Origin of the sequence: Brachybacterium sp. J144 (assembly GCF_036321705.1) — a bacterium.
GTDB lineage: Bacteria > Actinomycetota > Actinomycetes > Actinomycetales > Dermabacteraceae > Brachybacterium.
Window position 1 is genome coordinate 1 of record NZ_JAZDCG010000014.1, and the last position, 22,210, is coordinate 22,210.

A 22,210-nucleotide genomic window follows, 5' to 3' on the forward strand; every position below is an offset into this window, starting at 1 on the left:
CATTGCCGACCCCCTTCCCAAGACCCCCCCCCCCCCCCCCACCGTGGTGCGGGGTGAGGCGGGGCCGGGCCGCGGGGTGGGGCGGGGCCCCGGGGGTCACTCGTCGGTGAAGGTCATCCGGAGGCCGCCGAGCAGGGCGGCGACGAGGTTGTAGAGGAAGGCCAGCAGCGTGCCGAGCGCGGTGATGATCACGACGTTCACCACGGCCACGATCACGCCGTAGGAGAAGAACTTCTCGAACTCGAAGAAGGTCATGAAGGGCAGCGGGTCGCCGCTGTTGAGGTCGCGACCGAGCTGGTCGATGGAGGCCCACAGGCCCACCGCGTCCACCAGGTTCCACAGCAGCGCGACGGCCACCACGGTCGCGATGCCGATGGCGATGCCGATCAGCAGCGACAGCTTCATCACGGAGAACGGGTCGATCCGCGAGAGGGTCAGACGCACACGGCGCGGGCCGCGGCGCTCCCCGGTCGAGGGGCTCGCCGCCGCCTTGACGGGGCTGCGGCTCGCGCCCTTCGCGGCGTTCCCCGAGCCCTTCGAGGTGCTCCCGGAACCCTTCGCGGAGCTCCCGGAGCCCTTCCCGGTGCGGGACGAGCTCGCGGAATCCTCGACCACGGGCATCTTGGACGTCTCCTCGGCGGACGTGGTCGTCCTCGAGTCGCTCGAGCTCATGGGGGTCACTCCTCGTTCTCGTCGTCACCCGCGGGGGACGGGGCGGACGGATCCGAGCCTAGATCATCGCTGTCCGCGGGCGCGGAGGCGTCGCCGTCGGCCGCGGAGATCTCCACAGCATCTCCGTCGGCCCCGGCGGCCCCGGCAGCTTCTTCGAGGTCCTCCTCGGACTCGGGACTCGTGGTGACGAGCAGGATGCGGTCGCCCGCGTCAGGCTTGGCGAAGGTGACGCCCATGGTGGTGCGGCCCTTCGGCGGCACCTCGGCCACCTTGGAGCGGACCACGCGGCCGCGCTCCATGACGACCAGCAGCTCGTCGGTCTCGTCGACCACCGCGGCGCCGACCAGGTGGCCGCGGTCGTCAGGCAGCTTGGCGACGCGGATGCCGAGGCCGCCGCGACCCTGCACCCGGTACTCGTCGACCGAGGTGCGCTTGGCGAAGCCGCCGTCGGTCACCGTGACCACGAATCGGTCAGGACGGACCACGTCCATGGCGAGCAGCTCGTCGTCGTGGCGGAACTTCATGCCGGTGACGCCGGAGGTGGCGCGGCCGGTGGGGCGCAGCACCTCGTCCTCGGCGGGGAAGCGCACGGACTGGCCGTTGCGGGAGACGAGCAGCAGGTGGTCGTCGGCGTCGACCGCGCGGGCGGCGATCACGCGGTCCGGGCGGGTGCCGTCGGGACCGTCGACGTCGCGCAGGTTGATGGCGATGATGCCGCCGGTGCGGTTCGAGTCGAAGGCGGTCATGGCGGTCTTCTTCACGAGCCCGGATCGGGTCGCGAGCACGAGGTACTGGGCGTCCTCGTAGCTGTCGATCGCGAGGACCGAGGCGATGCGCTCGTCCGGCTGGAACGCCATGAGGTTCGCGATGTGCTGGCCCTTCGCGTCGCGCGGAGCCTCCGGCATCTCGTAGCCCTTGGCGCGGTAGACGCGACCCTGGTTGGTGAAGAACAGCAGCCAGCGGTGCGTGGTGGTGGTGAAGAAGTGCTCCACCACGTCGTCGGCCCGCAGCGAGGCGCCGCGCACGCCCTTCCCGCCGCGCTTCTGCGCGCGGTACTGGTCGGCGCGGGTGCGCTTGACGTACCCGCCGCGGGTGATGGTGACGACCACGTCCTCCTCGGGGATGAGGTCCTCCATCGACATGTCGCCGTCGAAGGGCAGGATCCGGGTGCGGCGGTCGTCGCCGTACTTGTCGACGATCTCCGTGAGCTCCTCGGAGACGATCTGCCGCTGCCGCGCCGGGTCGGCGAGGATCGCCTCGTACTCCTCGATGAGGGCCTGCAGCTCGTCATGGCGCTCGATGATCTGCTGCCGCTCGAGGGCGGCCAGGCGGCGCAGCTGCATGGCGAGGATGGCGTTGGCCTGGACCTCGTCGATCTCCAGCAGCTCCATCAGACCGGTGCGCGCCTGGTCCGCGTCGGGCGAGCGGCGGATCAGGGCGATGACCTCGTCGAGCGCGTCGAGCGCCTTGAGGTAGCCGCGGTAGATGTGGATCTGCTCCTCGGCCTTCTTCAGCCGGAAGCGGGTGCGGCGCACGATGACGTCGATCTGGTGCTTCGTCCACTCGCGCACGAAGGAGTCGATCGACAGGGTCCGCGGCACGCCGTTCGCGAGCGCGAGCATGTTCGCGGAGAAGTTCTCCTGCAGCTGGGTGTGCTTGTAGAGGTTGTTCAGCACCACCTTCGCCACGGCGTCACGCTTGAGGGTGATCACCAGGCGCTGACCGGTGCGGCCCGAGGTCTCGTCGGTGATGTCGGCGATGCCCTGGATCTTGCCGAGCTTGACCATCTCCGCGATCTTGCGGGCCAGGGTGTCGGGGTTGACCTGGTACGGCAGCTCGGTGACGACGAGCGCCATGCGCCCGTTGATCTCCTCGGTGGAGACCACGGCGCGCTGGGTGATGGAGCCGCGGCCGGTGCGGTATGCCTCCTCGATGCCCTTGGTGCCGACGATCGTGGCGCCGGTCGGGAAGTCGGGGCCCTTGATGAACCGCAGGCACGCCTCGAGCAGCTCCGGCTTGGTCGCCTCGTGATTCTGCAGCAGCCACTGGACGGCCTCGGCGACCTCGCGCAGGTTGTGCGGCGGGATGTTCGTGGCCATGCCCACGGCGATGCCGGCGGAGCCGTTGACCAGCAGGTTCGGGAAGCGGGCGGGCAGCACCGAGGGCTCGTCGACGGTGTTGTCGTAGTTGCCCTGCATGTCCACTGTGTCCTGGTCGATGTCGCGGACCAGCTCGAGGGCCAGCGGCGCCATCTTGCACTCGGTGTACCGGGGGGCGGCCGCGCCGTCGTCGCCGGCGGAGCCGAAGTTGCCCTGGCCGAGGATCAGCGGGTAGCGCATCGACCACGGCTGCACGAGGCGCACCATGGCGTCGTAGATCGCGGTGTCGCCGTGGGGGTGATAGTTGCCCATGACCTCGCCGACGACCTTCGCGCACTTCGAGAAGGAGCGGTCGGGGCGGTAGCCGCCGTCGTACATCGCGTAGACGATGCGGCGGTGCACGGGCTTGAGGCCGTCGCGCACGTCGGGCAGCGCGCGGGAGACGATCACGCTCATCGCGTAGTCGAGGTACGAGCGCTGCATCTCGTGGTTCAGGTCGACCTGGGTGATCCGGTCGACCTCCCCCTCGTCGAGGGGGTCCACGAGGGTCACGGTGCGGTCGGCGGCCTCGGCCGCGCTCAGCTCGGTCGCGCCGTCGGGCGTCGGGCCGGCGGGCGGGGCGGGGGTGCCGGCGGCCGACGGGAAGTCGGCGGACGGGGTCTGCTCGGAGCCATTCTCGGGAACGGTCGGGTCCTGCGGGGTGTCGCTCATGGCAGGGAGGGCCTTTCGGGTGGGGCCTGGTCTGGGGACGGGTCCCGGGCGCGCGGGGCGCTGCGCCGGGGCCGACGGTCAGATGTCGAGGAAGCGGACGTCCTTGGCGTTCTCCTGGATGAAACGGCGCCGGGACTCGACGTCGTCGCCCATCAGGACGGAGAAGATGGTGTCCGCGTCGGCGGCCTCGTCCACGGTGACCTGCTTGAGGGTGCGGGACTCGCGGTCCATGGTGGTGGACTGCAGCTCCTTCCAGTCCATCTCGCCGAGGCCCTTGTAGCGCTGGATGCCGTTGTCCTTCGGGATGCGGCGCCCGGCGGCACGGCCGGCGGCCATCCGCTCGTCCCGCTCGGCGTCGCTGAAGACGTACTCATGTGGGGCGTTGGACCACTTCAGGCGGTACAGCGGCGGCATGGCGATGAACACGTGGCCCATCTCGATGAGCGGCCGCATGTAGCGGAACAGCAGGGTCAGCAGCAGGGTGCAGATGTGCTGGCCGTCGACGTCGGCGTCGGCCATCAGGATGATCTTGTGGTACCGCAGCTTGGTCGCGTCGAAGTCCTCGCCGATGCCCGTGCCGAAGGCGGTGATCAGCGAGCGGACCTCCTGGTTGTCCAGGGCCCGGTCGAGCCGCGCCTTCTCGACGTTGAGGATCTTGCCGCGGATGGGGAGGATCGCCTGCGTGCGCGGGTCGCGGCCCTGCACGGCGGAGCCGCCCGCGGAGTCGCCCTCGACGATGAAGATCTCGCACTCGGAGGGGTTGCGGCTGGAGCAGTCGCGCAGCTTGCCGGGCATGCCGCCGGTCTCCAGCGGGGACTTGCGGCGCGTCGCCTCGCGGGCCTTGCGCGCGGCCTCGCGGGCGAGCGCCGAGGCCTGGCTCTTGGCGACGATGGCCTTGGCTTCCGCGGGGTGGGACTCGAACCAGTCCTGCAGCTGGTCGGTCATCACCTTGACCATGAAGGTGCGGGCGATGGTGTTGCCCAGCTTGGTCTTGGTCTGGCCCTCGAACTGGGGCTCGCCGAGCTTCACGGACACGACGGCGGTGAGGCCCTCGCGGATGTCCTCGCCGGTGAGGTTGGCGTCCTTCTCCTTGAGGATGCCCTGGGCCTTGCCGTAGCGGTTGACGATCGCGGTCAGCGCGCTGCGGAAGCCCTCCTCGTGGGTGCCGCCCTCATGGGTGTTGATGGTGTTGGCGTAGGTGTGCACGGACTCGGAGTAGGAACCGGTCCACTGCATCGCGACCTCGACGCTGATGTGGGCGTCGGTGTCCTCGGCCTCGAAGGAGATCACCTCGGGGTGGATCACCTCGGCGCGCTTGGCGGAGTTGATGAACTCGACGAAGTCCTGCAGGCCGCGCTCGTAGCGGTAGGCGACGGTGCGGGGTCCGGTCTGCTTGCCCTCGGCCTCGAGCTCGACGTCGACGAGGTCGGCGTCCTCCTCGTCCTGCGGGTCGGGGGTGCGCTCGTCGGTCAGCGCGATGCGCAGCCCCTTGTTGAGGAAGGCCATCTGCTGGAACCGCTTGCGCAGGGTCTCGAAGTCGTAGACGGTCTCGTCGAAGATCTCGCCATCGGCCCAGAAGGTGATGGTGGTGCCGGTCTCCTCGCTCGCCTCGCCCTTGTCCAGCGGGGCCTCGGGCACGCCGCGGGAGTAAGCCTGGCGCCACACGTGGCCGTCGCGGCGGATCTCGACCTCCATCCGGGTGGACAGGGCGTTGACCACGGAGGAGCCAACGCCGTGCAGACCGCCCGAGACGGCGTAGCCGCCGCCGCCGAACTTGCCGCCGGCGTGCAGCACGGTGAGGACCAGCTCGACCGCGGGCTTGTTCTCGGTGGGGTGCATGGCGACGGGGATGCCGCGGGCGTGGTCGACGACGCGCACGCCGCCGTCGGCCAGCAGGTACACCTCGATGGAGTCGCCGTGACCGGCCATGGCCTCGTCCACGGAGTTGTCGACGATCTCCTGCACCATGTGGTGCAGGCCACGCTCCCCGGTGGAGCCGATGTACATGCCGGGGCGCTTGCGGACCGCCTCGAGTCCCTCGAGGACGGTGATGTCCGAGGCGTCGTAGTGCTCGGGGGAGCGTGCCGCCTTCTCGCCCGCGCTGAGTCCGGGATCCGGTGCCGGCTCCGCCGCGGGGACGGGATCCGGCACGCCCTGGGGCGCATCCTGCTCGGGCATGGGTCGGTCGCTGTCGCTCACCTGGTGTGGCTCCTCGCTGTCCTCGGTCCCCGATCGGGAGAGCGACCGGGGGCGGTTCGACCGGGCACGGGGAGCGGCCCGCGGTCCGACGCGCGAACGGCCCGCGGAGTCCTCGCGCGCACGCGCGCGCGGGCCCCGGAGGCCGCTGTGCTCGAACCGACGGCTTCGCAGTCCACCGGGACGTCAGGGACGTCGGCCGAACCTCCGCCGATTCTATCGGAGGAGGGGCGTGAAACCTATTCGACGCCCCGTTCCTGTGGAGAAGTCACCGCGGAGAGCCTCCCAGGCGGCCTGGAACGGCCTCTGGACGGGGTCCGGGGGTCCTCGGACGAGGTCCCGTACACCTCCCGACCCCCTCGCGCGGCACAGGCGCGTCTGCGATCGCGACCCCCAAGACGATGACTGGACGGTGACCAAGCCGTCACCGAGCCGCCCCCGAGCCGCAGGGGAATCCGCCGCCGGATCAGAGCGCGGCGAGGACCGCGGCCGTCTCCAGAGCCGCCGCGACCGCCTCGCGCCCCTTGTCCTCGCGGGATCCGGGAAGCCCGGCGCGATCACGCGCCTGCTCCTCGTCGTCGCAGGTCAGCAAGCCGAAACCGACGGGGACGCCGTGGTCCAGGGCGACCCGGGAGAGCCCGTCGGTCGCCGCCGCGCACACGTAGTCGAAGTGCGGGGTCCCGCCGCGGATCACGACGCCGAGCGCCGCGACCGCGTCGTGGGTGCGGGCGAGCCGGTCCGCGACCACCGGCAGCTCGAAGGATCCGGGGACGCGCACCACCGTCGGCTCGACGCCGGCCTCGCGGGCCGCAGCGAGCGCGCCGGCGAGCAGGCCGTCCATCACCTCGCGGTGCCAGGAGGCGGCGACGACGGCGAGTCGGGTGCCGGGGCGGGCGGTGAGCTGCGGGGCGGGGGCGCCGTGTCCGCTCATGAGGGGTCTCCGTTCGTGAGGGTGCGGGTCGAGGGGAGGCCGATCAGGCGATGTCCCAGGCGGTCCCGCTTGGTGGTGAGATAGGTGAGGTTCTCGGGGGTGGGGTGGGGGTCGAGGTCGACGACGCCGTGCACGTCGACCCCGCCGGCGCGCAGCGCCTCGACCTTGTCGGGGTTGTGGGTGAGCAGGTCGACCGCGCCGACGCCGAGGTGCGCGAGGATCCGCGGCACGACGGAGAAGTCGCGGGCGTCGACGGGCAGGCCCAAGTCGAGGTTCGCCTCGACGGTGTCGCGGCCGGCATCCTGCAGGGCGTAGGCCCGCAGCTTCTGCGCGAGGCCGATGCCCCGCCCCTCGTGGCCGCGCAGCAGCACGAGCACGCCGCGGCCGCGGTCGGCGATCCGGGCGAGGGACTCCTGCAGCTGCGGGCCGCAGTCGCAGCGGTGCGAGCCGAGCACGTCCCCGGTGACGCACTCGGAGTGCACCCGGGTGAGGACCGGCCCCGGCGCGTCGACCTCGCCGAGGACGAGCACGAGGTGCTCGGCGGCGCCGTCGGTCACGGCGAGCGCCGAGAAGAGGCCGTGCGGCGTGGGCAGCGGGACCGGTGCGGTGACCTGCAGGGCGGATTCCTCGACGACCAGCAGGTCGGTCTCCTCGATCTCCCGGCGATGGGCGACGAGGGCCTCGATCGAGATCAGGGCCAGGCCGTGCCGATCGGCGAAGTCCCGCAGCGCCGGACCGCGCATCATCGTCCCGTCGTCGTGGACCAGCTCGACGATCATCCCCACGGCCTCACGTCCCGCGAGGCGGGCGAGGTCGACCGCGGCCTCGGTGTGTCCGCGACGCTCGAGCACCCCGCCCGGTCGAGCGCGCAGCGGCAGCACGTGCCCGGGGCGGATGAGATCGGCGGCGCAGGTTCCCGCCCCGCCGAGCACGCGGAGGGTGCGGGCGCGGTCCGCGGCCGAGATGCCGGTGGTGACACCGGCGGCGGCGTCGACGCTCACGGTGTACGCGGTGCGCAGGGGGTCGGTGCTGTGCTCGACCATGAGCGGCAGCTCGAGCCAGTCGGCCCGTGCGGCCTCCATCGGCGCGCAGAGCAGCCCGCTCGAGTGGCGCACCGCGAAGGCGATCAGCTCGGGGGTGGCGCACTCGGCGGCGAGGATCAGGTCGCCCTCGTTCTCGCGATCGGCATCGTCGACCACGACCACCGGTCGACCGGCCGCGATCTCCTCCACGGCACGGCCGACGGGGTCCAGACGCAGGCCGCTCATCGGTCCGCCCCCGTCGGCAGCAGCCCGCCGGCGAGCCGCTCGACGTACTTCGCCAGCACGTCCACCTCGAGATTGACCACGTCGCCCACGGTCCGCCGGCCGAGGGTGGTGCGGTCGAGGGTCTCGGGGATCAGGCCGATGCTGACCTCCGCGCCGGTGATCCCCGCGACGGTCAGGCTCACCCCGTCGACGGCGAGGGAGCCGCGGTCCACGACGTACCGCTCGAGGCCGTCCGGGAGCTCGAGGCACAGGAGGGTCGTGCCGCCCGCCTCGGTGCGACCGGTGATCCGGCCGACGCCGTCGACGTGTCCCTGGACGATGTGTCCGTCGAGCCGCCCGTCGGCCCGCACGCAGCGCTCGAGGTTGACCCGGTCGCCGGGTGCGCGGGAGCCGAGGGTCGTCGCGGCGAGGGTGGTCGCGATGACGTCGGCGGTCCAGGTGGTCCCGTCGTGGGAGGTGACGGTCAGGCAGCAGCCGTCGACGGCGATCGAGTCGCCGAGGCGGACCCCCTCGAGCACACGGGGCGAGCGGATCCGCAGACGCGCGGGGCGGCCTGGGGCCGACGGATCCGCGGGGACTTCCTGGGGGTGCTCGAGGGATTCGATCGTGCCGAGCTCCTCGATGATTCCGGTGAACATGACGGTCCTTTCGGGGGTCACGCCGCGCGGGGGCGCAGCAGGAGGCGGAGGTCGGTGCGACCGTCCGCCGAGGTCAGGGGGCGGGCCTCGACCAGGTCGAGGTCGAGCCGGTCGGCGAGGGTGGTGATGCCGAGGTCCGCGACGGCGGGGGTGCCGGCGCCGAGGAGGGTGGGGGCGAGGTGGACGATCAGCTCGTCGACCAGCCCCTCCGCCAAGAAGGCCGCGGCGAGGGTCGCGCCGCCCTCGACGAGCACCTGGCGGACGCCGCGGGCGAAGAGCTCGGCGAGCGCTGCGGCGGGATCACGGGTGGGCAGCGCGAGGGCCGGGCCCGCCGCCGGGTCGGGGGCGAGCAGCTCGACGCGGGCCGTCCGCCCCATGACGGCGCGCAGCGGCTGGCGCCGAATGGGGGCGCCGTCGGCCGTGCGCGCGGTGAGCCGGGGGCGATCCGCGCGGGCGGTGCCGGTGCCGACGAGCACCGCGTCGCAGCGCTCCCGCAGCTCGTGGACCTCGGCGCGCGCGGCCTCCCCGGTGATCCAGCGGCTCGTCCCGTCGGCCGCCGCGATGCGGCCGTCGAGGGTGAGGGCGAGTTTCCCGGTGACGAGGGGGCGGGAGTGGATCAGCCCGTGCTCCCAGCCGCGCAGGAGCTCCCGGGCGCGGTCGTGGAGCGGCCCGACGGGGAGCAGCTCGACCTCGATCCCGGCAGAGCGCAGACGCTCGAGTCCGCCCGCGGCGAGGGGGTTCGGGTCCCGGCGGGCGATGACGACGCGCCGGATCCGGGCTGCGAGCAGGGCCTCGGTGCAGGGTCCGGTGCGTCCGCGGTGGGCGCAGGGCTCGAGGGTCACGACGGCGGTCCCGCCGGGGGCAGGGCCGCTGAGCCGGGACAGCGCGTCGACCTCGGCGTGGGCGCTGCCCGCCCCGCGATGCCATCCTTCGGCCAGCACCTCGCCGTCGGCGGAGAGGATCACGCAGCCCACGCGGGGGTTCGGTCCGGCCGGGACGGGATCGCTCCCCGGCGGGCCGGGGGCGAGGTCGAGGGCGCGCTCGAGCGCTCGCTCCTCGGCGGGGGTGATCATGTGCGCTCCTCCGGTCGGTCGCTCACGGACCGGACGAAGGGGCGTCGGGACGTCGCCCTGCACGGGGACCGCGGCGTCCCGCGAGGGGACGCCGAGCGGTCGCCACAGGGCGACATCGCGTGCGCTTCCCATCCGGACTCTCACCGTCGGTCCAGGAGTTCCACCTGGTCAACCGAGGGCCAGAGGCCATCGGGTCGCGGACTGTCACCGCCGGCTCGGAATTTCACCGACCCCAGTGCACGCGAGCTTCTCAGCTCGTCACCGACCACGGTAGCAGTCCGGACCAGGGCGCCTCGCGGGCATGACCGGGGACGAACGGCGGCGAGAGCGGGTCACCCGTAGGTGTCGCGCGGTCCCCTCCAGGTCACGGTGCGGCGGCCCTTCTTCCAGGTGCGCTGGGAGGCGGCCGGGCCGGTGACCCGCAGCTCGGAGACCACGTGCGAGCCGACGTGCTCCTCGATCGTGGTGATCAGCTGCGGGGTAAGCAGGCGCAGCTGGGAGGCCCAGGCGGAGGAGGAGGCGCTCACCACGAGCACCCCGTCCTCGAAGGAGACGGGGCGGCAGTGGGTGCTGATCCGCTCGCCGACGATCTCGTCCCACTCCTCGAGCACACGCCCGGTGTTCATCCCCGCGGTCCAGCCCAGGTTCCCGAGGACCTTGCGCAGCACCGACTCGATGCCCTGCGGGTCGCGGGGATCGGGCCGGGCGCCGGAGTAGCCGGGCGCCCTCGTGGAGCGATCGCGCACGTCACGGGCCTGTGTCTTCGCCGAGATCGGGTAGAGGCCGCGGTCGCGGGCGGCGGCGCGGGAGCGGTTCACGGTGCGGCGGGCCAGCTCGAAGGGGTCCGACGGCACGGGGGGCGCAGGCGGGTCGACGGGGTCCTCGTCGGCCGCGGGTCCGCGATCCGCCCGAGGGCGATCCGGCCGGGCGGGGACCTCACGGACAGGGACCTCACGGGAGCGGTCCTCCCGGACGGGATCCTCGTCCGTCGGCTCCGGCCGGGGCGCCCCACTCCAGGTGGAGAGGTCGTACGGATTCGCGAGCCGGGGACGGCGCGAGGCGGCCGGGCGCTCGGTCATCGGGTGCTCACCAGGAGCCGCTCGTCCGCGGGACGGCCGCGCCGAGGGTGACGTCGACCAGGTGGATCTCGCCGGTGAGGGAGTCCGGGATGTCGCTGTCGTTGGCGGTCGTGATCAGCACCTGCGAGGCGCCGGTGACGATGCGGCCCAGGCGCTCGCGCCGGTGCACGTCGAGCTCGCTGAAGACGTCGTCGAGGATGAGGATCGGCTCCCCGTCGCCGAGGTCGCCCTCCTCGAGACGCAGCAGGTCGTAGCTGGCGAGCCGCAGGGCGAGGGCCAGCGACCAGGACTCGCCATGGCTCGCATAGCCCTTGGCGGGGAAGTCGTGCAGGCGGATCTCGAGGTCGTCGCGATGGGGGCCGGCGAGGGTCACCCCGCGGTCGATCTCCTCCTCGTGGCGCTCGGCGAGCAGCGCCAGCAGGGCGTCGTGGATCTCCCGGGTGCCGGGCAGCTCCCCGGGCGCGGTGCCGAGATGGTCCAGGACGGCCGACCGGTAGGCGACGTCGGCGGGGGACGTCACCTCGCCGCGCTGCCCGGGCGGCAGGTCGAGCGACTGCTCGGCGCCCTCGTCGGTCGCGACCCGCAGGTAGGAGTAGCCGAGATGCGGACGCAGCCGGTTGACCAGGTGCAGTCGCGCGCGCAGCAGCTCGGCGCCGAAGCGGGCGAGCTGCTGGTCCCAGACCTCGAGGGTGCTCGCCGCGGACTCCGCCGGGTCGAGCCCGCCGACGCTGCGCCCGCTGCCGCCGCGGCGCATCGAGCGCATCTGCTTGAGGAGGTTCGAGCGCTGCTTGAGCACGCGGTCGTAGTCCGCCTTCACGCCGGCGAAGCGCGGGGCGATCTCGAAGAGGAGCTCGTCGAGGAAGCGGCGTCGCCCCTCGGGATCCCCCTTGACCAGGCCGAGGTCCTCGGGGGCGAAGAGCACGGCTCGGACCTCGCCGAGGAGGTCGCGGAGACGGGAGACGTTCTGCCCCTGGACCCGGGCTCGATTGGAGCGGCCCGGAGTGATCTCGAGGTCGACCTGGAGGGGCCGCCCGGCGCGAAGGAGGCTCGCGCGGATGATCGCGGTCGCCGAGCCGCGGTGGACGAGCGCGGCATCGTGCGGGACCCGGTGGCTGGACAGGGTCGCGAGGTACCAGAGGGCCTCGACGACATTGGTCTTGCCCTGGCCGTTCGGACCCACCAGGACCGTGATCCCGCTCTGCACAGGCAGCTCGAGGCGCTGGTAGGAGCGGAAGTCGGTGAGATCGAGGGCGGTCAGCTGCACGGAGAAGGAGCTCCCGCGCTCAGATCCGCATCGGCATGATCAGGTACTTGTACGAGGTGTCAGGGGCTCCCTCGAGGGAGTCCTGACCGCTCATCACCGACGGCTTGATGGAGTCGGTGAAGGTCAGCCGCGCGAACTCGGTGCCCAGGGCGCCGAGGCCGTCGAGCAGGAAGCCGGAGTTGAAGCCCACCACGAGATCCTCACCCTCGAGCTGTGCCTCGAGCACCTCGCTCGCCTGGGCGTCGTCGCCGGCGCCGGCCTCGAGGGCGACCTGGCCCTCGGTGAAGGACAGTCGCACGGGGGTGTTGCGCTCGGCCACGAGGGAGACGCGCTTGACCGCGTCGATCAGCGCGCCGGTCGCGACGACGGCGGTGATGGCGGTGGTGTCGGGGAAGAGGCGGCGCACGGGCGGGTACTCGCCGTCGACCAGGGTCGAGGTGGTGCGCCGGCCGCCGGCCTCGAAACCGATCAGGTTCGCGGAGGAGTCCTCGGTCAGGGCGATCTCGACGCTCCCGCCGGTGGACATCGAGCGGGCCACCTCGTGCAGGGTGCGGCCGCGCACGAGGGCGGTGAGCTCCGTGCCCGGAGTCGAGGGGTTCCAGGTCAGCTCGCGCAGCGCCAGGCGGTAGCGGTCGGTGGCCATCAGAGTCATGGTCTCGCCCGCGATCTCGACCTTCACGCCGGTGAGCAGCGGGAGGGTGTCGTCCTTGGAGGCGGCGACGGTGACCTGGGAGATCGCCTCGGCGAAGACGTCCGCCGCGACGGAGCCGGCGACCGGCGGCATGGCCGGCAGCTGCGGGTACTCCTCGACGGGCAGGGTCGCGAGGGCGAAGCGGGCGCTGCCGCAGCGGACCTGGAGCTTCGTGCCCTCGAGGGCGATCGAGACGTCCTTGTTCGGCAGGGCGCGGACGATGTCCGAGAGCATGCGCCCCTGGACCAGGACCTCACCGGGCTGCTCGACCTCGGCATCGAGCCGGATCTGCGCGCTGACCTCGTAGTCGAAGGTCGAGAGCTGCAGCTCGCCGCTCGCGTCGGCGACGATCCGCACGCCCTGCAGGATCGGCATCGCCGGACGGACGGGGAGGGTGCGGGTGGCCCAGGTGACGGCGTCGCCGAGGACGCCGCGGTCGAGGTGGAACTTCACCGTTGCCACTCCTTCGCAGTGGTCGAATGCCAGATCGGGGGACAGCGTATCGGTTTCCTCGCGATGCCGCCGACACACCGGTCGTGATCCTTGACAGTCGCGGCTCTCGGCGCCCGCAGGCTGCTCGCGCGAGTCGTCGGATCCGTGCGTCTCGGTTCCGTCCCGCCGCGTTTAGGCACCGTCCGCGCATCCACATCCCCGACGAGCACTGAACTACAGTCCTCTTCTTCACAGCTGTGGATCCTGTGGATTCACCGCAACACTGCAGGTCGTACGGAGAACGACAAGAGTGGACGGATCGTTGATCGGCGAGATCGGTCCGTGGGCGGGTTGTGCATCGATCGGCCAGGACCACCGATTCCTGTCATTCGCCCGTGCACAACCGCTCCTGCGCTTATGCTTCGCGATCCACACTGTCCACAGGGTTATCCACAGTTGGGGAGAACTGGTCGCTGACCTGGCCTGTTCTTCTCCAATTGCTCGCTGCTGCTCTCCGCTGCGCTCCGTTGCCCCTTGTCGCTCCCTGCGGGGCCCTCACCGGCTCAGCGCGCGGAGTTCGAGCTCTTGATCCGCGCCGTGAGCTCCGTGACCTGGTTGAAGATCGCCCGACGCTCCTTCATGAGCTCGCTGATCTTCTTGTTCGCGTGCATCACCGTGGTGTGGTCGCGCCCGCCGAACTCCTCGCCGATGCGGATCAGCGGCATGTCCGTCAACTCCCGGCACAGGTACATGCCGATCTGCCGCGCCGAGACCAGCCGACGCGACCGGCCGGTGCCGATGATCTCCTCGACGCTCAGCCCGTAGTAGGTGGCCGTCTGCGCGATGATCGTCGCCGCGGTGATCTGGGCCCCGTCGTCATGGGAGAGCAGATCCTTCAGGACGCTCTCGGCGAGGGTGACGTCCATCGGCTGCCGGGACAGCGAGTGCAGCGCCTGAACCCGGATCAGCGCCCCTTCGAGCTCACGGATGTTGGTGGCGATGTGCGAGGCGATGTACTCGAGGACCTCGTGGGGCACCTCGCCGGTGTTCTCCTGCGCGACCTTCTTGCGGAGGATGGCGATGCGGGTCTCGAGGTCCGGCGGCTGCACGTCGGTCATCAGGCCCATCTCGAACCGGGAACGCATCCGGTCCTCGAAGCCTCCGAGCTCCTTGGGCGGCAGGTCGGAGGTGATCACGATCTGCTTGTCCGTGTTGTAGAGCGAGTTGAAGGTGTGGAAGAACGCCTCCATCGTCTCCGGCGCCCGCTGCAGGAACTGGATGTCGTCGATCAGCAGGATGTCGATGTCGCGGTAGCGGGCCTGGAACTCCTGGGCCTTGCCGAACTGGCCGGACTGCACCGAGTTGATGAAGTCGTTGGTGAACTCCTCGGAGTTCACGTAGCGCACCACCACGTCCGGGTAGAGGCTCTGGGCGTAGTGGCCGACGGCGTGGAGCAGATGGGTCTTGCCCAGGCCTGAGCCGCCGTAGATGAACAGCGGGTTGTACGCCTTCGCCGGGGTCTCGGCCACGGCCGACGCCGCAGCCTGCGCGAACCGGTTCGAGGAGCCGATCACGAAGGTGTCGAAGGTGTACTTGGCGTTGAGCCGCGAGTCCTCGCCGAGGGTCGAGGTGCCCGACGGGGCCCGCCGCGGGGCCGGCCCGGGAGAGGGTGCCGAGGAGCCGGTGACCGCGGAGAAGCCGTCGAAGGCTCCGGGGAGGTCGGCGGCGGTCCCGCGGCCGAAGCGGGAGACGGGATCCTCCGCACCGGACTCGGCGCCGGCCGACGCGGCGGAGGAGGAGCCGGGCATCGCGGCCCGGCCCGGCTGATCGCTCGCGGGCAGCACCGACCCGCTGTCCCGATCGCGGCGGAACGGGGTGCTGTGGACACCGCGGCCGGAGTTGTCCACAACGTCGTCCACAGGATGTGCACGTCCGACCGAAGGTGCCGAGGTCGCAGCGCCGCCGACGGGGTTCGCGGCCGGCGGCAGCTCGTCCTTGTCGTCCTCCTCGAGCAGCAGCGACTCGTCGACGGTCACCGCGAAGCGGATGTCGCGACCGGTGGACTCGCTCAGCGCGGCCTTGAGGGAGCCGGCTATCCGGTTCTCGAACAGCTCTTTCGCCGAGACGGAGGGCGCTGCGAGCAGGGCGGTGTCCGCCACGACGGCCATCAGGCGGGAGAGGGTCAGCAGGGCGATGACGCGCTGCGAGACCGTGCTGTCGCGACGCAGGGTCGAGAGCGTGCGCTCCCAGATCTCGTCGACGTTCGTGTCCGGCATGCTCTCTCCTGGCGTTCAGCGGTCCGGCCAGTTTTCCACAATGGCCCGCGGATTGTGGACCGAGCGTGTGGACGGAGCGGGTGAGGTCGGTCCCCTTCGCTCAACCAGTCACCGGCAGGTGGCGTGGAGCACAGGGGTGACCGCGCATAGCGCCGTGCCGGGGTCGTCGGCCGCACGAAACGCCGCACGGGATGTCAGGGAGAGTGAGAATCGGGCCACAACCAGGCGCTGGGAGCCTCCGAGCGTTGACCCTCCCAGGGGTCGCCCCTAAAATCGTGCAGTCAGCGCTGCGCGCCGTCCCGATCACGGTCCCCGGGTCCACTGCGGATCCACTCCGGTGTCGGATCGGTCCTTCGGCAGCCGCCCCGCCCCGGCGGGTGCGCCCGGACAACCCGTTCGTGCAGCAGACGACCAGACCACTTCGAGGGTTGCATCCCGCGCCCACGACCGAGGAGAACCGATGACCAAGCGCACCTTCCAGCCGAACAACCGCCGTCGCGCCAAGAAGCATGGCTTCCGCGCCCGCATGCGCACCCGCGCCGGCCGCGCCATCCTGAACGCCCGTCGCGCCAAGGGCCGCTCCGAGCTCTCGGCCTGAGGTCCCGGAGGGACGTGACCGGCACGGACGCCCCGTGACCTGGTCCCGTCACCGGCTCCGCACCGGCGACGAGTTCCGCGCCGTCACCCGAGGTGGCGTGCGCAGCGCCCGATCCCACGTGGTCGTGCACCTTTCCCTGCTGCCGCAGGGGACGGGGGCACCCCGCGTGGGATTCGTCGTGTCCAAGAAGGTCGGCAATGCCGTGATCCGCAACCGCGTCACCCGTCGGCTGCGCGAGATCGTGCGGCCCCGGCTCGGCGAGCTGCCGGCCGACGCGGCGATAGTGGTGCGCACACTCCCGGGCATCGCGGAGCTGCCCTTCGCCGAGCTCGAGGCCGAGGTCGACGGGGCGCTCGGCGCCGCCTCCCGCAAGCTCGCCCGCTCGCTGGAGCCCCGCTCCTCCGAGCAGCGGAGCGAGGATCGGCGATGAGCGGCGGACCCGTCGGCGCGATCCTGGGCCTGCCCCGTCGGGCCCTGCGCGTGCTGGTGCACGCCTACCAGCACGGCCTCTCGCCGTACACACCGCCGGCCTGCCGGTACGACCCCGTCTGCTCGCAGTACGGCATGGATGCCCTGCGCGTGCACGGTGCGCTCAAGGGGACCCTCCTGACCACCTGGAGGATCCTGCGCTGCAACCCCCTGACCCGGGGAGGGCCCGACCCCGTGCCCGCCCCCGGCATGTGGACCAATCCACGCCGACTGCGGCACCCAGCCGGGCAGGGCCTACCCTTGTCCGAGACCCCCGACCAGAGCCGTCACCTCGCATGAACGACATGCGCATCCGTGCGGCAGGAAGACCAGGCCGATGAACCCCCTGTATCCGATCGAATGGGCCGTCGCATGGCTCATGGTCCAGTTCCACCGACTGCTGTCCCTCTTCATGGAGGCGGACTCCGGGATCACGTGGGTGCTGTCGATCGTGGGCCTCACGGTGGTGGTCCGCACACTGATCATCCCGCTGTTCGTGCGCCAGATCCGCGCCTCCCGGGCGATGCAGATGGTCTCGCCCGAGCTGCAGGCCGTGCAGAAGAAGTACAAGGGCAAGACGGACCAGGAGTCCCGGCAGAAGATGGCCGAGGAGACCATGGCCATCTACCGGGAGGCCGGCGCGAGCCCGTTCTCCTCCTGCCTGCCGATCCTGTTGCAGATGCCGATCTTCTTCGGCCTCTTCCGCGTGCTCTTCAACAAGCTGCCGCAGGCGGCGGCCGGTGAGCCCTTCGGCCCGCTGACCACCGAGCTCGCGCAGTCCGCGAGCAGCTCGACGATCATCGGCAATGTCACCATCGCCGACTCCTTCCTCAGCCCCGGCGCCGGTGACCTCACGACCCGCATCCTCTCGGGCGTCATCATCGCCGCGATGTGTGCGGTCACCTTCTTCACGCAACGCGAGCTGACCATGAAGAACATGCCCAAGGCGGCCCTCGAGGGCCCCATGGCCAGCACGCAGAAGATGATGCTGTACATGCTCCCGTTCATCTACGTGATCACGGGACCGGGCATGCCGATCGGTGTGCTCATCTACTGGCTCACCACCAACGTGTGGACCTTCGGCCAGCAGTACATCGTCATCCGCGCGACCCCGACCCCCGGGTCCGACGCCGAGAAGGCCCGCCAGGAGCGGATCAACGCCAAGCGTGCGAGGAAGGGCCTCGAGCCGCTGGACTTCACGCCGCCGAAGAAGGTCGTCGAGCCGGATCCCGAGCCCGAGCGCAACCTCCGCGTCCAGCCCTCCTCCAAGAACAAGGGTGGCAAGAAGCTCTCGGACCAGGAGAAGCTCGAGCAGGCCCGAGCCGCCCGCGCTCAGGCCGCCGAGGAGCGCCGCAAGGCCCAGGAGGCCGCCGGCGAGGTGCCGGGCGTGACCACCAAGCCCGAGCAGAAGCGCTCGAAGAAGAAGCGCAACCGCTGACCCCCGCCGGCCCGGGAGCATCGACGCTCCCGGGCCCGCACCCTTTCCCCGATCGGAGATCCGCAGATCTCCCCACCCGCCCGGAGGACCCCGAATGACCGAGAACGCCCCCGAGACCGTCGCCGCCCCCGAGGGAGCGGAGACCGAGCTGACCGCCGCCGAACAGGCCACCGAGGAGCAGGCCACCGTGGAGCAGGCCGCCGCCGTGGAGTCCGCTCCCGAGGAGACCACTTCCGAGGACTCCGCCCCGTCGGCCGACGCGGATCCCGAGGAGGAGGCCGACGACGACTCCGCCACCGCCGGGGAGACCGCGGAGGAGCGCGTGCGCCGTCTCGAGGAGGAGGGCGACATCGCCGCCGACTACCTCGAGGAGCTGCTGGACATCGCCGACCTCGACGGGGACATCGACATCGACGTGGACGGCGACCGCGCCTCCGTCGAGATCCGCGGCGCCGACCGTCTCGCGGAGCTGAACCGGCCCAAGGGCGAGCTGCTCGACGCCCTGCAGGAGCTGGCCCGGCTCGCGGTCCAGACCCGCACCGGCAGCCGCTCGCGGCTCATGCTCGACATCGGCGGCTTCCGCGCCGAGCACAAGGACGGCCTCGAGGGCCTCGCCGAGACCGCGATCGCCGAGGCGAAGGAGACGGGTGCCCCGGTCCCGCTGCGCGCCATGAATCCCTTCGAGCGGAAGGTCGTCCACGACGTCGCCAAGCGCGCGGGCCTCCGCTCCGAGTCCGACGGTGACGGCAAGAACCGTCACGTCGTGATCTACCCGGCGAGCTGAGGTCCCCGGTGCTGCCCCTCCCCGACACGCTGCGCCCGACGGCCGAGCGGCTGTTCGGCGACCGCCTCGAGCTCGCCGAGCGGTACACCGACCTGCTCGCCGAGCAGGGGCCCGAGCGCGGTCTCATCGGACCGCGCGAGGTCGAGCGGCTCTGGGAGCGGCACGTGGTCAATTGCGCCCTGCTGACCGACGCCGTCGAGGAGGGGACCTCCACCCTCGCCGACATCGGCTCCGGCGCCGGGCTCCCCGGGGTGGTCATCGCCATCGCGCGGCCCGAGCTGTCGGTCACCCTGATCGAGACCATGCAGCGGCGCACCACCTGGCTCGAGGAGGTCGACGCCGAGCTCGGCCTCGGCCTCGAGGTGGTGCGCACCCGGGCCGAGGAGCTGCACGGGCGGCGCACCTTCGAGGTCGTCACGGCCCGTGCCGTCGCGGCGCTGGACAAGCTCGCCCGCTGGTCGCTGCCCCTCGTGGCCGACGGCGGGAGCCTGCTAGCGCTGAAGGGCGGCTCGGCGGCCGAGGAGATCGAGGCGGCGCAGAAGACGCTGCGGAAGCTCGGCGGTGTCGATCCGCGCATCGATCGCTACGGGGTGGGCGAGGTCGAGGTTCCCACTACAGTGGTCCAAGTGCGTCGCCGGGTGGAAGCGACCAAGAAGGGAGAGGCACGTGGCTGAGCAGCGCGAGGGGACCTCCCCGGGAGGCGGGACGATGGACGACACCCCGCTGATGCGCGAGCTCAAGCGCGACCACGACCGTCGGCGGAAGCTCGAGGGGCTCGAGTTCACCGCACCCGCGGAGACCCGCATCATCACGATCGCGAACCAGAAGGGCGGGGTCGGCAAGACCTCGACCACCGTGAACCTCGCCGCGGCCCTGTCCATGGGCGGGCTCGAGGTGCTGGTCATCGACGCCGACCCGCAGGGCAACACCTCCACTGCGCTGGGCATCGAGCACCACGCGGAGGTGCCCAGCATGTACGAGGTGCTGGTCGAGTCCGCGCCGATCAGCGACGTCGTCCAGCCGGTGCCGGACATGGAGCGGCTGCACTGCGCCCCCGCGACCATCAACCTCTCCGGCGCCGAGATCGAGCTGGTCTCCCTCGTCGCCCGCGAGAACCGACTGCGCAACGCGATCCGGGACCACCTCGCCCACCGGGCGGAGGAGGGGTTGCCGCGGCTGGACTACGTGCTCATCGACTGCCCGCCCTCGCTCGGCCTGCTGACGGTGAACGCCCTGGTCGCAGCGCGCGAGGTGCTTATCCCGATCCAGGCCGAGTACTACGCCCTCGAGGGGCTCAGCCTGCTCCTGAACAACATCGAGCTGATCCGCCAGCACCTCAACCCGGATCTCGTGGTCTCCTCGATCATGCTCACGATGTACGACGCCCGTACCCGGCTCGCCGCCCAGGTGGCGCAGGACGTGCGCGACCACTTCCCCGAGCAGACGCTCGAGACGACGATCCCGCGCTCGGTCCGCATCTCCGAGGCTCCGAGCTACGGACAGACGGTGCTCACCTACGATCCGGGCTCGAGCGGTGCCCTGGCCTATCGGGCCGCCGCCCACGAGCTCACCACCCGCCCCGTTCCCTGACCTCGAGCATCACCGGGCCGGCGCCGTCGCCGCGCCCCTGGCGCTCATCCCCGACAACACACGACCTCCGGAAGGACACGGCCATGACGCAGAAGCGAGGACTCGGACGAGGGCTCGGCGCCCTGATCCCGGGTGCGGGATCGACGCCCGTTCCGGCGCCCGAGGGCGAGCTGCGCACCCGTGTGCGACCGGCCACCGAGGAGCCCGAGCGGTCCAGCTCCCCCCGCCCGGTGGACATGTTTTTCTCCGGTGAGAAGGTCACCTCCGAGGAGGAACGCCCCCAGCGCGAACGGGGTCGGTCCCAGGACCTCGCGGGCGAGATGGCCAAGGCCGCGGCCGCCCGGCGCGGTCGCGGCACGACGGCCCGCGGGGCCGGTGCTCGGTCCGGTTCCTCTGCGAAGGCTGCGACCGACGGGGAGGGCGGCGCGGAGACCGCGGCCCCGGCGACCACTGCCGAGGCGCCGACGGCGAAGACCCCCACGAAGAAGACGTCCACGCGGAAGTCGTCCGCCGGCCGTACCTCGACCGCGAAGAGCTCCTCGACGGCCGGATCGCCGACGTCCCGCAGCGGGAGCACGAAGAAGGCGGCCGCGACGAAGGCGGCTGAGAAGAAGCCGGAGAAGGATTCGGCGGCGTCCACCCCCTCCGCATCGGGAACCAAGCGCTCTTCCACGCGGTCCGCAGCCTCCACGAAGGCTTCTGCGGAGAAGCCCTCGGCGCGTCCGGCCGCGACAGGCGAGGACAGCCCCGTGGTCGACGTCGAGGAGGTCGTGTATACCCCCACCCGCGACTCCCAGGAGCCGTCCCGCGAGGCCGCGCAGTCGGCGGAGCAGTCCTCCGAGGAGCCGACGGACTCCGAGACGGAGACCATCGCAGCGACAGAGGCGCCGGCGGTCGAGGAGTCGCTCGCCGAGGGGTCGACACCCGAGCCGGAGCAGCCGTCCGAGGCACCGCAGGATGTAGAGCCTGTGCGCCAGGAGCTCGTGAGCGTCCCCGGTGCGGAATTCGCCGAGATCCCGATCCATGAGATCCGGGAGAACCCGCGCAACCCGCGCACCATGTTCGATGACGACGAGCTCGACGAGCTGGCCTACTCGCTGCGCGAGGTCGGCGTCCTCCAGCCCGTTGTCGTCCGCCCGATCTCGGTCACGGAGGACGGGGAGTCGTTCGAGCTGGTCATGGGCGAGCGACGCTGGCGCGCTGCCCGGCTGGCCGGCCTCACGTCGATCCCCGCGATCATCCGGGAGACCAGCGATGACGACCTGCTTCGGGACGCCCTGCTGGAGAACCTCCACCGCTCGCAGCTGAACCCCCTCGAAGAGGCCAACGCCTATCAGCAGCTCCTCGAGGACTTCGGCTGCACCCAGGACGAGCTGGGCGAGCGCATCGGACGCTCCCGCCCGCAGATCACCAACACGCTGCGGCTGCTGCGTCTGCCCGCCCTCGTGCAGCGACGGCTGGCTAGCGGCGCCCTGAGCGCCGGGCACGCCCGCGCCCTCCTCTCGCTCGACGATACGTCCCTGATGGAGGAGCTCGCCCAGCGCATCGTCACCGAGGGTCTCTCGGTGCGTGCCGTGGAGCGCCTCGTGGCACGAGGCGGCGAGCAGACCGCGACCCGCACCATCCGGCGCAGCACGTACGACCCGCACGTCGTGGACCTCACCAGCCGCCTCTCGAACCGCCTCGAGACCCAGGTGCGCATCGACGTCGGCAAGCGCAAGGGCAAGATCACCCTCGAGTTCACGAACCTCGAGGACCTCGAGCGCCTCGTGGAAACCATGGGACTGGATCTGCCCCTCCCCGAGACGGGCGCCGCGGGCGACTGATCCCCCTCCCCATGAGAGGATCAGCCCGCGGCTGACGGTCGCGACGAGAGCGGCTCGGCCTGCGACTGACGCCCTCTCCGTGGGTTCCCGAGCGACCCTCTGCGCCAGAGCCTCCTGCTGTACTGCAGCGCTACGTTCGGCAGCCAGTGTCGGTGCCGGATATGCCCGTAAGGGTG

Annotated in this window: 19 protein-coding genes and 1 riboswitch; of the genes, 8 read left to right on the plus strand and 11 right to left on the minus strand. The window is 71.4% G+C overall.

What is annotated here, in order from left to right:
- Positions 1-96: 96 nt before the first annotated feature.
- From V1260_RS06155 to dnaA, 11 genes are all read right to left on the minus strand, one after another.
- Positions 97-672 (minus strand): DUF3566 domain-containing protein, encoded by a 576-nt coding sequence (locus tag V1260_RS06155; RefSeq protein ID WP_329745928.1) that lies wholly within the window; start codon positions 670-672, stop codon positions 97-99.
- Between the two features lie 5 nt (positions 673-677).
- Positions 678-3,482 carry a DNA gyrase subunit A gene (gyrA, locus tag V1260_RS06160; protein WP_329745929.1) on the minus strand — a complete coding sequence of 935 codons (2,805 nt, stop codon included), beginning with the start codon at positions 3,480-3,482 and terminating at the stop codon, positions 678-680.
- 78 nt (positions 3,483-3,560) lie between these two features.
- Positions 3,561-5,681: a DNA topoisomerase (ATP-hydrolyzing) subunit B gene (gene gyrB, locus V1260_RS06165; RefSeq protein WP_329745930.1), complete on the minus strand. Its 2,121-nt coding sequence runs from the start codon at positions 5,679-5,681 to the stop codon at positions 3,561-3,563.
- A 463-nt stretch (positions 5,682-6,144) separates the two neighbouring features.
- Positions 6,145-6,609, minus strand: a complete 465-nt coding sequence (gene ribH, locus V1260_RS06170) for a 6,7-dimethyl-8-ribityllumazine synthase (protein WP_329745931.1) — start codon at positions 6,607-6,609, stop codon at positions 6,145-6,147.
- Positions 6,606-7,877 (minus strand): 3,4-dihydroxy-2-butanone-4-phosphate synthase, encoded by a 1,272-nt coding sequence (ribB, locus tag V1260_RS06175; protein ID WP_329745932.1) that lies wholly within the window; start codon positions 7,875-7,877, stop codon positions 6,606-6,608. Before ribB ends, ribH begins: the two co-directional genes overlap by 4 nt.
- Positions 7,874-8,515, minus strand: coding sequence for a riboflavin synthase (locus V1260_RS06180; RefSeq protein WP_329745933.1), 642 nt, complete (start codon positions 8,513-8,515; stop codon positions 7,874-7,876). Before V1260_RS06180 ends, ribB begins: the two co-directional genes overlap by 4 nt.
- Positions 8,516-8,532: 17 nt before the next feature.
- Positions 8,533-9,588 (minus strand): bifunctional diaminohydroxyphosphoribosylaminopyrimidine deaminase/5-amino-6-(5-phosphoribosylamino)uracil reductase RibD, encoded by a 1,056-nt coding sequence (ribD, locus tag V1260_RS06185; protein ID WP_329745934.1) that lies wholly within the window; start codon positions 9,586-9,588, stop codon positions 8,533-8,535.
- A gap of 115 nt (positions 9,589-9,703) precedes the next feature.
- Positions 9,704-9,833, minus strand: a riboswitch (FMN riboswitch).
- Between the two features lie 87 nt (positions 9,834-9,920).
- Complete coding sequence (locus tag V1260_RS06190; RefSeq protein WP_329745935.1) at positions 9,921-10,667, minus strand: DUF721 domain-containing protein; 747 nt, start codon at positions 10,665-10,667, stop codon at positions 9,921-9,923.
- Positions 10,668-10,674: 7 nt separating this feature from the next.
- Positions 10,675-11,931, minus strand: a complete 1,257-nt coding sequence (recF, locus tag V1260_RS06195; protein ID WP_329745936.1) for a DNA replication/repair protein RecF — start codon at positions 11,929-11,931, stop codon at positions 10,675-10,677.
- Between the two features lie 19 nt (positions 11,932-11,950).
- The gene (gene dnaN / locus V1260_RS06200; RefSeq protein ID WP_329745937.1) at positions 11,951-13,075 is read right to left on the minus strand and encodes a DNA polymerase III subunit beta; all 1,125 of its coding nucleotides are present in this window, start codon (positions 13,073-13,075) and stop codon (positions 11,951-11,953) included.
- A 542-nt stretch (positions 13,076-13,617) separates the two neighbouring features.
- Positions 13,618-15,330 (minus strand): chromosomal replication initiator protein DnaA, encoded by a 1,713-nt coding sequence (gene dnaA / locus V1260_RS06205; protein ID WP_329745938.1) that lies wholly within the window; start codon positions 15,328-15,330, stop codon positions 13,618-13,620.
- A gap of 460 nt (positions 15,331-15,790) precedes the next feature.
- On the opposite strand from dnaA, the gene rpmH reads away from it, so the two are divergent.
- The 8 genes from rpmH to V1260_RS06245 all read left to right on the plus strand — a co-directional run bounded on the left by rpmH (position 15,791) and on the right by V1260_RS06245 (position 22,034).
- Positions 15,791-15,928: a 50S ribosomal protein L34 gene (gene rpmH / locus V1260_RS06210; RefSeq protein ID WP_329745939.1), complete on the plus strand. Its 138-nt coding sequence runs from the start codon at positions 15,791-15,793 to the stop codon at positions 15,926-15,928.
- A 34-nt stretch (positions 15,929-15,962) separates the two neighbouring features.
- Positions 15,963-16,358, plus strand: a complete 396-nt coding sequence (gene rnpA, locus V1260_RS06215; protein ID WP_329745940.1) for a ribonuclease P protein component — start codon at positions 15,963-15,965, stop codon at positions 16,356-16,358.
- Positions 16,355-16,696 (plus strand): membrane protein insertion efficiency factor YidD, encoded by a 342-nt coding sequence (gene yidD, locus V1260_RS06220; RefSeq protein WP_442878127.1) that lies wholly within the window; start codon positions 16,355-16,357, stop codon positions 16,694-16,696. Before rnpA ends, yidD begins: the two co-directional genes overlap by 4 nt.
- A gap of 37 nt (positions 16,697-16,733) precedes the next feature.
- The gene (gene yidC, locus V1260_RS06225; RefSeq protein WP_329745941.1) at positions 16,734-17,834 is read left to right on the plus strand and encodes a membrane protein insertase YidC; all 1,101 of its coding nucleotides are present in this window, start codon (positions 16,734-16,736) and stop codon (positions 17,832-17,834) included.
- Between the two features lie 94 nt (positions 17,835-17,928).
- Positions 17,929-18,618 (plus strand): Jag family protein, encoded by a 690-nt coding sequence (locus V1260_RS06230; RefSeq protein WP_329745942.1) that lies wholly within the window; start codon positions 17,929-17,931, stop codon positions 18,616-18,618.
- Positions 18,619-18,626: 8 nt separating this feature from the next.
- Positions 18,627-19,292, plus strand: a complete 666-nt coding sequence (gene rsmG / locus V1260_RS06235) for a 16S rRNA (guanine(527)-N(7))-methyltransferase RsmG (RefSeq protein ID WP_329745943.1) — start codon at positions 18,627-18,629, stop codon at positions 19,290-19,292.
- A gap of 34 nt (positions 19,293-19,326) precedes the next feature.
- Complete coding sequence (locus tag V1260_RS06240) at positions 19,327-20,208, plus strand: ParA family protein (protein WP_329746048.1); 882 nt, start codon at positions 19,327-19,329, stop codon at positions 20,206-20,208.
- Positions 20,209-20,291: 83 nt separating this feature from the next.
- Complete coding sequence (locus tag V1260_RS06245; protein WP_329745944.1) at positions 20,292-22,034, plus strand: ParB/RepB/Spo0J family partition protein; 1,743 nt, start codon at positions 20,292-20,294, stop codon at positions 22,032-22,034.
- Positions 22,035-22,210: the final 176 nt, after the last annotated feature.

Coding starts and splice junctions, on each gene's coding strand:
- yidD (WP_442878127.1), top strand. CDS start 16,355: ATGAGCGGCGGACCCGTCGGCGCGATCCTGGGCCTGCCCCGTCGGGCC.
- ribD (WP_329745934.1), bottom strand. CDS start 9,588: ATGATCACCCCCGCCGAGGAGCGAGCGCTCGAGCGCGCCCTCGACCTC.
- ribB (WP_329745932.1), bottom strand. CDS start 7,877: ATGAGCGGCCTGCGTCTGGACCCCGTCGGCCGTGCCGTGGAGGAGATC.
- V1260_RS06245 (WP_329745944.1), top strand. CDS start 20,292: ATGACGCAGAAGCGAGGACTCGGACGAGGGCTCGGCGCCCTGATCCCG.
- V1260_RS06180 (WP_329745933.1), bottom strand. CDS start 8,515: ATGTTCACCGGAATCATCGAGGAGCTCGGCACGATCGAATCCCTCGAG.
- V1260_RS06155 (WP_329745928.1), bottom strand. CDS start 672: ATGAGCTCGAGCGACTCGAGGACGACCACGTCCGCCGAGGAGACGTCC.
- V1260_RS06240 (WP_329746048.1), top strand. CDS start 19,327: ATGGACGACACCCCGCTGATGCGCGAGCTCAAGCGCGACCACGACCGT.
- dnaA (WP_329745938.1), bottom strand. CDS start 15,330: ATGCCGGACACGAACGTCGACGAGATCTGGGAGCGCACGCTCTCGACC.
- yidC (WP_329745941.1), top strand. CDS start 16,734: ATGAACCCCCTGTATCCGATCGAATGGGCCGTCGCATGGCTCATGGTC.
- V1260_RS06190 (WP_329745935.1), bottom strand. CDS start 10,667: ATGACCGAGCGCCCGGCCGCCTCGCGCCGTCCCCGGCTCGCGAATCCG.
- gyrA (WP_329745929.1), bottom strand. CDS start 3,482: ATGAGCGACACCCCGCAGGACCCGACCGTTCCCGAGAATGGCTCCGAG.
- ribH (WP_329745931.1), bottom strand. CDS start 6,609: ATGAGCGGACACGGCGCCCCCGCCCCGCAGCTCACCGCCCGCCCCGGC.
- V1260_RS06230 (WP_329745942.1), top strand. CDS start 17,929: ATGACCGAGAACGCCCCCGAGACCGTCGCCGCCCCCGAGGGAGCGGAG.
- rpmH (WP_329745939.1), top strand. CDS start 15,791: ATGACCAAGCGCACCTTCCAGCCGAACAACCGCCGTCGCGCCAAGAAG.